Origin of the sequence: Bradyrhizobium sp. S3.12.5 (assembly GCF_040548225.1) — a bacterium.
Taxonomy (GTDB): domain Bacteria; phylum Pseudomonadota; class Alphaproteobacteria; order Rhizobiales; family Xanthobacteraceae; genus Bradyrhizobium; species Bradyrhizobium cytisi.
In genome coordinates this window covers 248286-260352 of record NZ_JBEPRF010000003.1, presented here as the reverse complement: position 1 = coordinate 260352, position 12067 = coordinate 248286, and the positions used below count along the sequence as shown (strand labels likewise).

Annotated in this window: 10 protein-coding genes; 6 read left to right on the top strand and 4 right to left on the bottom strand. The window is 64.2% G+C overall.

What is annotated here, in order from left to right; genetic code table 11:
* The first annotated feature begins 102 nt into the window (after positions 1 to 102).
* The 6 genes from ABIC09_RS05300 to ABIC09_RS05275 all read left to right on the top strand — a co-directional run bounded on the left by ABIC09_RS05300 (position 103) and on the right by ABIC09_RS05275 (position 7096).
* Positions 103 to 1347 (top strand): ABC transporter substrate-binding protein, encoded by a 1245-nt coding sequence (locus ABIC09_RS05300; RefSeq protein WP_354108617.1) that lies wholly within the window; start codon positions 103 to 105, stop codon positions 1345 to 1347.
* A 92-nt stretch (positions 1348 to 1439) separates the two neighbouring features.
* On the top strand, positions 1440 to 2315 hold the full coding sequence (locus tag ABIC09_RS05295) for a branched-chain amino acid ABC transporter permease (RefSeq protein ID WP_354035330.1): 876 nt from the start codon (positions 1440 to 1442) through the stop codon (positions 2313 to 2315).
* Between the two features lies 1 nt (position 2316).
* Positions 2317 to 3243: a branched-chain amino acid ABC transporter permease gene (locus ABIC09_RS05290; RefSeq protein WP_354108616.1), complete on the top strand. Its 927-nt coding sequence runs from the start codon at positions 2317 to 2319 to the stop codon at positions 3241 to 3243.
* Positions 3243 to 4724 carry an ATP-binding cassette domain-containing protein gene (locus tag ABIC09_RS05285; protein ID WP_354108615.1) on the top strand — a complete coding sequence of 494 codons (1482 nt, stop codon included), beginning with the start codon at positions 3243 to 3245 and terminating at the stop codon, positions 4722 to 4724. The genes ABIC09_RS05290 and ABIC09_RS05285 overlap by 1 nt, the downstream gene beginning before the upstream one ends.
* 41 nt (positions 4725 to 4765) lie before the next feature.
* Complete coding sequence (locus ABIC09_RS05280) at positions 4766 to 6004, top strand: ABC transporter substrate-binding protein (RefSeq protein ID WP_354108614.1); 1239 nt, start codon at positions 4766 to 4768, stop codon at positions 6002 to 6004.
* 192 nt (positions 6005 to 6196) lie between these two features.
* A complete protein-coding gene (locus ABIC09_RS05275; protein ID WP_354108613.1) occupies positions 6197 to 7096 on the top strand; it encodes an SMP-30/gluconolactonase/LRE family protein in 900 nt (299 codons plus the stop codon).
* Positions 7097 to 7129: 33 nt separating this feature from the next.
* Here ABIC09_RS05275 and ABIC09_RS05270 read toward each other — a convergent pair whose 3' ends face one another.
* The 4 genes from ABIC09_RS05270 to ABIC09_RS05255 all read right to left on the bottom strand — a co-directional run bounded on the left by ABIC09_RS05270 (position 7130) and on the right by ABIC09_RS05255 (position 11932).
* A complete protein-coding gene (locus ABIC09_RS05270; RefSeq protein WP_354108612.1) occupies positions 7130 to 8089 on the bottom strand; it encodes an ABC transporter permease in 960 nt (319 codons plus the stop codon).
* Positions 8086 to 9198 carry an ABC transporter permease gene (locus ABIC09_RS05265; RefSeq protein WP_354108611.1) on the bottom strand — a complete coding sequence of 371 codons (1113 nt, stop codon included), beginning with the start codon at positions 9196 to 9198 and terminating at the stop codon, positions 8086 to 8088. Before ABIC09_RS05265 ends, ABIC09_RS05270 begins: the two co-directional genes overlap by 4 nt.
* Entirely contained in the window at positions 9191 to 10738 is a 1548-nt protein-coding gene (locus ABIC09_RS05260) for a sugar ABC transporter ATP-binding protein (protein WP_354108610.1), read from the bottom strand. The genes ABIC09_RS05265 and ABIC09_RS05260 overlap by 8 nt, the downstream gene beginning before the upstream one ends.
* Positions 10739 to 10801: 63 nt before the next feature.
* On the bottom strand, positions 10802 to 11932 hold the full coding sequence (locus tag ABIC09_RS05255) for a sugar ABC transporter substrate-binding protein (protein WP_354108609.1): 1131 nt from the start codon (positions 11930 to 11932) through the stop codon (positions 10802 to 10804).
* Positions 11933 to 12067 lie beyond the last annotated feature (135 nt).

Sequence of the window (12067 nt, the reverse complement as noted above, 5' to 3'; positions counted from 1 at the left end):
CCAACGTACAATCCTGAATACAGTTTCACTTGCCGGGGATTCTCTCGTCGTTATAGTCCCGCCCAATAGCTCAAAGAAGCTTGGTTCAAGGGAGAGAACAACATGAATAAAGCACTCTCTGGTGCATTGCGAAGTGCACTTGGTGCGGTCGCCATCGGCGCATTGTTGGCAGCGTCAGGCCCGGCTTTTGCGGCCGATCCGATCAGGATCGGCGTGATCGCGGAAGCGCAGGCGATCGCCGGCGCATCGATCCCGCAGGCGGCGCAGCTCGCCGCCGACGAGATCAACGCCAATGGCGGCGTCGACGGCCGCAAGATCGAGATCATCGGCTACGACAATCACTCCTCCTCGGCAGATTCGGTGCGCGCGTTCCAGCGCGCGGTGAACGAGGACAAGGTCAACGCGGTCATCGCCAGCTATATCAGCGAAGTGGTGCTGGCGCTGGAGCCCTGGGCTTCGCGGCTAAAGACGCCGTTCGTCACGCCGGGTGCCGCCTCCAACGAGATCAGCAAGAGCGTCCACGCCGACTACGAGAAGAACAAGTACACCTTCCACGGCTATCTGACCTCGGCGGCATTGGCGCTCTCGGTCTGCGACGGCGCCAAGGACCTGCTCGTCGACAAGATGCACATGAAGACGGCGGTCATCATGAGCGAGGACGCCGCCTGGACCAAGCCGCTCGATGTCGGCTACGAGGAATGTCTGCCCAAGGTCGGGCTGAAGGTGCTCGACCACATCCGCTTCTCGCCCGACACCACCGACTTCACGCCGATCTTCAACAAGATCGAGGGCGCCAAGCCCGACGTGATCATCACCGGCATTTCGCATGTCGGGGTGCAGCCGACGGTGCAGTGGAAAAACCAACAGGTGCCGATCCCGATGTTCGGCATCTCCTCGCAGGCGACCAACGAGACCTTCGGCAAGGACACCAACCAGGCCGCCGAAGGCGTGCTCTATCAGGGCGTCTCCGGGCCCGGCGTCGCGGTGACGCCGAAGTCGGTGCCGTTCGCGGAGAACTTCAAGAAGAAGTTCGGCAACTATCCCTCCTATGCCGGCTACACCGCCTATGACGAGGTCTATTACATCGCCGACGCCGTGAAGCGCGCCGGCTCGACCGATGCCGACAAGCTGGTCGAGGCGCTGGAGAAGACCGACTGGGAAGGTACGATCGGCCGCGTCCAGTTCTACGGCAAGGACGATCCGTTCACGCATTCGATCAAATACGGCAAGGGCCTGATCACCGGTCTGATGCTGCAATGGCAGGACGGCAAGCAGAGCGCGGTCTGGCCCAAGGACGTCGCCAAGGTCGACATCAAGTTCCCGAGCTTCATCAAGCTCAGCAACTGATCCGACATGCTCCCGGGATCACTTCCCGGGAGCTTCCACTTGTGGCCCTCCGCAGCACCTTTTCCTCTAGTGAGACTCCTGGCCAATCATAGATGCGAGCTTTCCAGATTCTGATCGATGGCTTTGCCATCAGCGCTCTCTACGCTCTCGGCGCCACCGGCTTCACACTGATCTTCGGCGTCTCCGGCGTGCTCAACCTCTCCCACGGTGCCATCATGGTGGCGGCAGCGGTGGCGGCTTGGGCCGCCGCCAGCGTGCTCAATGTCGGCACCTATGCCGGCGCGCTGATCGGGGTCGGCGTCGCCCTCCTCGCGGCGTTCGCCACCTACTTTGCGGTGGTGAAGCCGATCCAGGATTCCCGGCGCATCCCGAACGAGGAGAAGGAGATCTTCGTCCTCACGGGAACGCTGCTCTGGGGCATCATGATCCAGGAGCTGATCGCCTATTTCTTCACCAACAACGCCAAGACCGTGCTGCCGATCGTCGAGGGCGTCGTCGAGATCCTCGGCGTCCGCACGCCGAAGAACGAGATCTTTACCGCGATCGTGTGCTGCCTCGTCATCGCGCTGCTGTGGCTGCTGGTGAACCGCACCCGCACTGGCAAGGCGGTGCTGGCGGCCTCGATGAACCCGCGCGGCGTCACCCTGCTCGGGCTCGAGCTCACCAACATCTACATCGTGGTCTGGGCGATCTACGGCATCCTCGCCGGCATCGCCGGCGTGCTGCTAGGCATGTTCTTAGGGGTGAGCTCCTACAGCGTGGGTCCGCTGACCGCGAGCGCATTCTCGATCGTCGTGCTCGGTGGCCTCGGCAGCGTCTCCGGCTCGCTGATCGCGGCCTTCGTGGTCGGCTATCTCGAGACGCTGACGGCCTATCTGGTCTCGCCGGCCTATCGCACCATTCCGGCGCTGCTGCTGCTCGTGTTCGTGATGTATATCCGGCCCCAGGGCCTGCTGGGGAGGCGCTGAGATGGCGGGCTTCTTTACCTCGCGGCTGTTCTTCGTCTCGCTGGCGCTCGTGATCATCGCAGCCACGCTGCCGCTCTATGTCTCCGGCTACGTGCTCGGGCTCCTCACCGTCGCATTTTATTTCGGGGTGTTCGCGATGGCCTGGGACCTGCTGTTCGGCTTCGCGGGCGAGGTCAATTTCGGACCGACCTTCCTGATCGGCGTCGGCGCCTACACTGCCGGCATCCTCAATGCCCAGTTCGGCTGGTCGGTCTATCTCTGCATCGTGCTGGGCGCGTTCGCCTCCGTCATCGCCGGCCTCGTGCTGGCGCTGCCCGCGCTCCGGGTGCGCGGGCCGTATTTCGGCCTGACCACGCTGGTCGCGGTCTTGATGCTGCAGAACTTCATCGTCGTGTTCGCCGACCTCACCGGCGGCGAGATCGGCCTGACCATCCCCGACGTCATCACCATCAACGCCGGCGCCAATTACTGGATCGCGCTCGGCTTTATGACGATCTCGGCGGCGATCCTCTACGGCCTGTCGCAATCGCCGGTTGGCCTCGTGCTGCAAGCCAGCGGCCAGGATCCGGTGCAGGCCGGCGCGCTCGGTTTCAACATCGTCAAGCACAAGCTCGCCGCCTTCATCGTCAGCGCCTTCTTCTCAGGCCTGTCAGGCGCGCTGCTGGTGTTCTACTTCGGCACCGCCTCGGTCGGCACCGTCGTCGACGTCGCGGTCGGCGTCAACGTGATCGTGTCGGCAGTGCTCGGCGGCCGCCGCACCGTGCTCGGCGCCGCACTCGGCGCGATCTTCCTGATCGTCGCCGGCGAATTCCTGCGCCCCACCGGCGAGCTCGCGACCTTCATCGTCTCGGCGGTCGCGCTGCTCGTCGTGCTGTTCTTCCCCGGCGGCTTCCTCGGAGCGGCCCTCTCGCGCGAGGCTCGCTCGTAATGGACCAGAGGCTTTCAAACCGGCCCGTGCTCGAAGTCCGTGGCCTGACCAAACGCTTCGGCGGATTGACAGCGGTGAAGAACCTCGGCTTCGAGGTCAATGGCGGCGAGATCTTTGGCCTGATCGGGCCAAACGGCTCGGGTAAATCCACCGCGATGAAGAGCGTGATGGGCATCGAGCGCCCGACCGCGGGCGAAGTCGTCTTCGAGGGGGAGAACGTCGCCGGCCTGCCCGCGCACAGGATCGCGCGCAAAGGGTTTGGCATGGTGTTCCAGCATTCGCGGCCGCTGAACCGGCAGACGGTGCTGGAGAACATCATGGTGGCGCTGTTGCCGGACAGCCTGTTCATGCTGTTTCCGGACAAGGCGCTGCTCGATCGCGCCAAATGGATCGCCGATCGCGTCGGGCTCGGCAACGTGATGAACCGCCGGCCGCCGACGCTGCCCTTCGCCGATCTACGCCGGCTCGAGCTCGCCAAGGCAATCGCGCGGGACCCAAAAGTGGTGCTGGTCGACGAGCCCTTCGCCGGCCTCACTCGCGCCGAGGTCGATGTCTTCTCCGACCTGATCCGCAGCTTTCGCGACGAGGGCCGCGCGGTGATGCTGGTGGACCACAATGTCAAAAGCGTCGCGGCGCTGGTCGACCGCGTGCTCGCGATGTATCTCGGCGAGGAAATCGTCACCGGCAAGGCCGACGACGTCATGAAGAATGAGACCGTGCGCCGGGTCTATCTCGGCGGCGCCATCGCGACCCATGCACGGCCCGAGACCGGCTTCAAGGACAAGGTGCCGCTGCTCCAGGTCGAGAATGTCAGCGTCCATTACGGCAAGGCGCAGGCGCTGGAGAATGTCTCGATCCACATCCATGAAGGCGAGTTCGTCTCGGTTGTCGGCCTCAACGGCGCCGGCAAGACCACGCTGTTCAACACCATCTCAGGCTTCTTGCCCTATAGCGGCGAGATCATCCGCGGCGGCGAAAAGCTCCGCGGCACCAGCCCGGCGAAGATCGCCCGCAGCGGCCTCGTGCAATGCCCGGAATCGCGCGAGCTGTTCGGCGAGATGAGTGTGCGCGAGAACCTCGATCTCGGCGGGCAACATCTCACCGAGGACAAGCGCGCCGCACAGCTCGCCTGGCTGTTCGAGCTATTCCCGATCCTGAAGGAGCGCCAGGGCCAGCTGGCGCAGACGCTGTCCGGCGGCGAGCAGCAGATGCTCGCGATCGGACGCGCGCTGATGATGCAGCCGCAGATCCTGATCCTGGACGAGCCGACACTGGGCCTCGCGCCCGTCATCCTCGAGCTGTTGTCCAAGGCGCTGGAGAAGCTGCGGCAGACCACGTCGATCACGGTGCTGCTCGGCGAGCAGAACGTGACCTTCGCGCTGCCTCATGCCGACCGCGTCTATGTGCTGGAGCACGCAAGGATCGTCTGGGAGGGCGATCCCGGCCGCTTCGCGAGCGAAGCCGGTGCCGATTTTCTTTAGCTCGCGCATATCAACAACAAACAAGCGAAAGGGAAACGACCATGCGATCATCGAGCATTTTGAGCTCTGGCCTCCTCACCTCCGTGCTGGCGCTCTGCCTCGCCGCCCCCGCCCACGCGCAATCGAACGATCCGATCAAGATCGGCGTCATCGCCGAGGTGCAGTCGATCGCGGGTGCTGCGACGCCGGGCGGCGCACAGATTGCCGCCGACGAGATCAACGCCAAGGGTGGCATCCTCGGCCGCAAGGTCGAGATCGTCACCTATGACAACAAGAGCTCCTCGGCCGATTCGGTGCGCGCCTTCCAGCGCGCGGTGAGCGAGGACAAGGTCTCCGCGGTGATCGCGAGCTATATCAGCGAGGTCGTGCTGGCACTCGAGCCCTGGGCGGCGCGCCTGAAGATGCCGCTGATCACGCCCGGCGCCGCCTCGAACGAGATCACCAAGGCGATCCACAACGACTATGAGAAGAATAAGTACACCTTCCATGGCTACCTGACCTCGGCCGCGCAAGCGCAGATCGTCTGCGACGCGGCGAAGGATCTCCTCGTCGACAAGCTCAAGTTCAAGACCGTCGCGATCATGAGCGAGGACGCCGCCTGGACCAAGCCGCTCGATGTCGGCTACGAGGCTTGCCTGCCCAAGGCCGGGCTGAAGGTGGTCGAGCATGTGCGCTTCTCGCCGGATACCACCGACTTCACGCCGATCTTCAATAACATCGAAGGCAAGAAGCCTGATGTGATCGTCACCGGCATCTCGCATGTCGGCGTGCAGCCGACGGTGCAGTGGAAGAACCAGCAGGTGCCGATCCCGATGTTCGGCATCAGCGCGCAGGCGCTGAGCCCGACCTTCTGGAAGGATACCAATGGTGCTGCCGACGGCGTACCGTCACTGGCCGTCGCAACGCCCGATGTTGCCGTCACATCCAAGACGAAGCCGTTCGCGGCGGCCTTCGCCGCCAAGTTCGGCACGCCGCCGGCCTATACCGGCTACACCGCCTATGACGAGGTCTACATCATCACCGACGCCATCAAGCGCGCCGGCTCGACCGATCCCGACAAGATGGTCGCCGAGATGGAGAAGACCGACTTCGAGGGCACGATCGGCCAGATCAAGTTCTACGGCAAGGACGACGAGTTCACCCACGGCATCAAGTCCGGCGCGGGCGCGGTGACCGGCCTCGTCTTCCAGTGGCAGGACCAGAAGCAGGTCGTGGTCTGGCCGGAGAAGATCGCGGAAGGCAAGCTGAAGTTTCCGAACTTTGTGAAGCTGTCGCAGTAAGAAAGCAGAACAAGGCCACCGCAACGATGTGATGCCCGGGCAGAACCGCGTCTTCGCGCTAGATGTCCCGGGCATTTCATCTCTCGCTCGATGCGCCCCTGAAGTGAAGCCCGCTTGCAAATTCGGCAGGGTCGCTCACAGTAAGGGTGCACGCAGGCAACTCCAAGAATCTGCGGCCATCAAGGAGGACCCATGCTCCCTTATGTCGCGCACGACCTTCGCTTCGAGCGGCTCGTCATCGGCCATGTCAATCTCGAGAAACTCACCAGCGGTTGCCGCTGGGCCGAAGGCCCCGCCTATTTTCCGGCCGGGCGCTACCTGATCTGGTCCGACATTCCGAACAACCGGATGATGCGCTTCGACGAGACCGACGGATCGGTGTCGGTGTTCCGCGCGCCGAGCTTCAATTCCAACGGCAACACCACCGATCGCCAGGGGCGGCTGGTCAGTTGCGAGCATTTCATGCGGCGCGTCACCCGGACCGAGCACGATGGCTCGATCACCGTGCTGGCGGATGCGTTCGAGGGCCGCCGGCTGAATTCGCCCAACGACGTCGCGGTCAAGTCGGACAATTCGATCTGGTTCTCCGATCCGACCTACGGCATCGACAGCGACTATGAAGGGCAACAAAGTCCGTCCGAGATCGGCGCCTCCAACGTCTACCGGATCGACGGTAGTTCCGGCGCCATCACGCGCGTCGTGTCCGACCGAGTGCAGCCCAACGGGCTGGCCTTCTCGCCGGACGAAACCCTGCTCTATGTCGCCGACACCGGCGCCACCCATGTCCGCGGGCTTCCGCCGACGATCTGGTCCTATCAGGTCAAGGGGCAGACAGTCGGGGAAGCCTCGCTGTTTGCCACCTGCCCGGACGGGCTCTATGACGGCTTCCGCTGCGACATCCATGGCAACATCTGGACGTCGGCGGGGCGCAGCGTGTTCTGCTATGCGCCGGATGGCACGCATCTCGGTACGGTCCCGATCGGCGAGATCGTCGCCAATGTCTGCTTCGGCGGCCCGCGCCGCAACCGCCTCTACATCTGCGGACAGACCTCGCTGTATTCGATCTACCTCAATACACGGGCGGCGGTGTAGGGGCGCGATCGCAACCCAGCAGAACGTGTCGCGTCAACTCGTGACACGTTCGCCGCGCCCGTAGACCAGCAGCATGAAGATGATGACGAGGCCATAGATCACCTGGCGACCGGCCTCGGGCATGTCCATGATCGACAGCACGCTGTTGAGAAGCACGATCAGCACGACGCCGATCAGTGTCCCGAGATAACGGCCGCGGCCGCCAAGGATGTTGGTGCCGCCGATCACGACCGCCGCGATCGACGGCAGCAAATAGGCATCCCCCATGCCCTGATACGCCTTGGTGGAGTAGCCGGCGAGCAGAACGCCGGCGAGCGCGGCTGCGACACCGCACAGAACGAAGCAGATCACGGTGATGCGGCGGGTATCGACGCCGGCCAGATACGCGGCCGCCTCCTTGTTGCCGATGGCATAGACGTAGCGGCCAAGCGTCGTGCGCTGCAGAACAATCGTGACAAGTACCGACACGGCGATCCAGACGAACAAGGCGTTGGGAATGCCGAGCGTGCGGTCGCCGGCGAGCATCCGCATCAGGTCGGTGGCGCCGGTCTGCGGCGCGTAGCCGCCGGTATGGGCGACCATCAGGCCGCGCATCACCGCGTTGACGCCAAGCGTGAAGATCATCGAGGGCACGCGCAGATAGGCAACCCCGATGCCGTTGACGAGACCGACCAGAAGCCCGACCCCAAGCCCGACCGGAATCGCGAGCGAGCCGCCGATCGTTGTCGCCATCATCGCGGCCGCGGCGAGCGTCCACGGCACCGACAGGTCGATCTGGGCGATCAGGATCACCAGCATCATCCCGGCGGCCACGATGCCGAGGAAGGCGCCGATCTGAAGCTGCTGCAGCAAATAGGCCGGTGACAACAGCGGCGCACTGCCGAAGCGCGCAAAAGTATAGATCGTCCCCGCCACCAGGATGACGAGGATGAACAGGGCCGCGATCAGGATCGGGCGGTCATCGCGAGAGAGACTGAGGGAGGCCGAACTCATCGGAACAGCTCCAGCGTATTCTTGACGCGCAGCACGCCGAGCGCGCCGATGCTGACCGCCGCCAGCAGGATCAGGCCCTCGAACAGCGGTTGCAACAGCGGGGCGATGTCGAAGATGCGGAAGAAGAACGAGATGACGCGCAGCACCATCGCACCGAAGATCGAGCCGATCGCGCTGCCGGTCCCGCCGAGCAGCGAGGTCCCTCCGATGACGACGGAGGCGATCGAGTTGAGCGTGTAGGCGCCGGCCTGCGGGATGTCGGCATTGCCTGAGGATGTCTGGATGGCGAGGAACAGGCCGCCACAGCCAGCGAAGAAGCCGGCGAGCGTGAAGGCCGCGATCTTGGCACGCTCGATCGGAAGGCCGGACATGTAGGCTGCGCCTTCGGCCGAGCCGACCGCATAGACGGCCCGGCCAAGCACGGAGCGGCGGAACGGCACCCAGACCAGGAGCGCGATCAGGACGAGCAGCACGAACGGCACCGGGATCCAGGCCACCGGCCCAAACCAGCCGGCTCCGCCATCATCGAAGATATGGACGGTCGCGGCGAAATCCCCGAGCGAGTTGGTCAGCGCCCAGTTGAGATCCTCGTCGATCTTGCCGCCCGGCGTCGGCCGCAGGAACAGCGCGATGCCGATATAGACCGCCCCGGTCGCAAGCGTCGCAATGATCGGCTGGATGCGCCCATAAACGACGATGCAGCCATTGACGAAGCCGGCCAGTGCGCCGGTCGCAAGACATATGACGATCCCGAGCAGGATGCCGCTCACGCCGCCGGGAAAGATACCAAGGCCGAGATGCAGGCCGAAGATCTCGAGATGCAACGGGCTGCCCCCCGCCGCTCCCGTGAGCAGGTAGCTCGCGAAACACCCCACCATGGTCATGACGGCGCCAACCGAGAGATCCAGCCCCGACGCCAGCACCGGCACGGTCTGCGCCATCGCCAGCATGGCGAGTGCAAAGATCTCGTCGCCGTTCTGCACCAGAACCGCCGACGAGAAGCCCTTGGGGTGGGCGAGGTTGTAGAGCAGATAAAGGATGGAGAACAACAGGACGGCGGTGACGATGCCGATGTTCTGGCGAATCCTGATAGCGACATCGTCAAGCATGGACGGCTCCGGATGTGTCCGGCGTCGCGGCGTCGATGTTGAGCGCGCTGGCGATGATGTTGGTCTCGGTGAGCTCATCACCTTCAAGCTCGCGCACGATGCGCCCGTCATACATGATCGCCACCCGGTCGCAGCAGCCGATGAGCTCGTCATAGTCGGTCGAGTAGAACAGGATGGCAGCGCCCTGGTCGGCGAGCTCGCGCATCAGCCGGTAAAGCTCCTGCTTGGTGCCGACGTCGATGCCGCGCGTGGGATCATTGAGCAGGATGAGCTTGGGATCGGTCATCAGCCATTTGGCGAGAACGACCTTCTGCTGGTTGCCGCCGGAGAGCGTGGCGACGGCGTCGCCGGGCGCGCCGATCTTGATCTGCAGCCGCGCGATGGCGCGCTTGATCGCATCGGTCTCGCGCGCGCGGTCGACCAGAGGTCCGGTCGAGATCGCGTCGAGCGAGGCGATCACCAGATTGTCCGATATCGACATCGGCAGCATCAGGCCTTCGGTCTTGCGGTCCTCCGGCACGAGCGCGATGCCGACCGACTTCGCCGCCGCCGGCGAGCCCGGACGCACCTCGCGGCCTTCGACGGTGATTTGCCCGGAAACGCCACGCAAGACGCCGAACAGCGCCAGCAGCAGGGATTTCTGGCCCTGGCCGTCCAGCCCGCCGAGGCCGACGATCTCGCCGGCGCCGACGCGGAGCGAGATGCGATCCAGGCTTTTGTCCCAGCTCAGATGATCGACAGCCAGCATCGGCTTCGGCGATCCGCGCACGGGCTTGGGCGGATACTGGGTGGCAATGTCGCGCCCGATCATGAGCTGAACGATATCGGCGGTCGACCTCCTGCCCTGGTCGAAGGTCTCGATATGACGCCCGTTGCGGAACACGGAAGCACGGTCGGCCAGCGCCTCGACCTCGTGCATCCGGTGCGAGATGTAGAGAATGGCAACGCCCTCGGCCTTGAGCCGTGCCAGCATGGCATACACCTTCTCGACGTCGGCACTGGTGAGGGCCGATGTGGCTTCGTCGAGGATCAAGAGCTGCGGCTTCTTGCCGAGCGCCTTGGCGATCTCCACCACCTGGCGGCGCGACAGCGGCAGGTCGCGCACGCGCATCAGGGGATTGACGTCCTCGCATCCGATCTCGGCCAGCAGCTCCTCGGCGCGGCGGCGCTGCGCCCGCGCGTCGATGAGGCCGAAGCGGCGCGGCGGCGACGCGATCGAGATGTTGTCCGCGACCGAGAGGTCGGGCATCAACGACAATTCCTGGAAGATGCAGACGACGCCGGCTGCATTGGCGGCGGACGGTGTCGCGAAGGTCACATCGTGTCCGCCGAGCCGCATGGTGCCGGTATCGGGCTGGACGACGCCGGCGATGATCTTGATCAGCGTCGACTTGCCGGCGCCGTTCTCGCCCAGCACCGCGTGGATCTTGCCGCGCTCGCATGCGAAGTCGACGCCTTCGAGCGCCCGCACTCCGGCGTAACGCTTGGAGATTCCGGACAGGGTGAGGAAGGCGGATTGGCTTAGAGTAGCGTCCGGCATGGCGGGCTCACGCAGCAGCGGCCCGGCCAAGGCCGGGCCGCAACCGGAACATCTCCGGTGCGCTCACTGGGTGTTCTTCTCGCTCTGCGACATGATCTCCGGCGCCGTGAAATTGACGCCGCAGGGCGTGAACTGGTTCGGCGCGAAGAAGTTTGCGTTGAGGTCCGGCCAGTAGTTGGTGCCGGGCTTCAGATCCTTATAGGTCGCGACCGGGATCGGGATCGAGATGAGCTGCGGCATCACATTGCCCTGCAGCGCAGAGATCGCCGCCTTGGTGGCGATGGCGACCAGCGCCGGAGACTGGCCATAGGACATGCCCTTGAGCCCGTCCTTGGCGTGATCGGCGATCTGCTTGCGGTACTCGTTTTCTCCCTCGCCCGACATCGGGACGAAGGGATGCTTCGCCGACATCATCGCCTGCACGGTGCCATCGGAGCCGCCTTGCGTGAACACGCCGTCGAAATGGCCGTGCACCGCGAGCGCGTCCGCCGTCACCTTCTGCGAGGTGCCGGTATCCCAATTGCCGACCACTTCGGTGATCTTGAAGCTGTTGCCCGGCGCTTCCATGACCTCGCGGAAGCCGAGATGGCGGTCCCGGTCGACCGAATTGCCCGGCAGGCCGCGGACCTCGAGGATGTCGCCCGCCTTCTTGCCGCTCTCATCAATGAGCCACTTCGCCGACATGCGGCCCATTTCCTTCTGGTCCTCGTTGACCATCATCACCTTGTCGGTGTCGAGGACGTTGTCGAAGGGCACCACGACCACATTGTTCTTGTCGGCGAGGCGGATAATGCGGTCGAAGCCATCGGGGGCCACCGCGATGGTGACGATGGCGTCAAAACCCTGATTGATGAAGTCCTCCATCGCGCCGAGTTGCGCTGCAACATCGGTGCCGGTCGAGACGACCTTGAACTCCTTGATGTTCTCCTTGATGCCCGGCTGCGAGGCGAAGGCCTTTGCAGTCTTCACCATCTGGATGCGCCAGGTGTTGCCGACGAAGCCGTTGACGAGCGCGATCTTGTAGGGACCAGGCTTCTTGTCCCACTGGAAGAACTTGGTTTGGGCGGACCAGGGCTTGAAGCAACCCGGATCGGCGCCCGGACCGGACACGACCTTCGGCCCTGCCAAGGCACTGACCGGGGACAGCAACAGGCCAACGCAAGCGAGCCCCGCAAAACGAAGCGTCCACACCATGTCTCTTCTCCCTGAGCTTTTGTTTCGACCCTTAACGCGGCACGATGGCCAAGCCGGGAATTGGGCTTCCCGTGCAACTTACCCCGCTAGGATGGCACGCAATCTCCGATGCGCACAAGCCGAATGCCGGTCGTA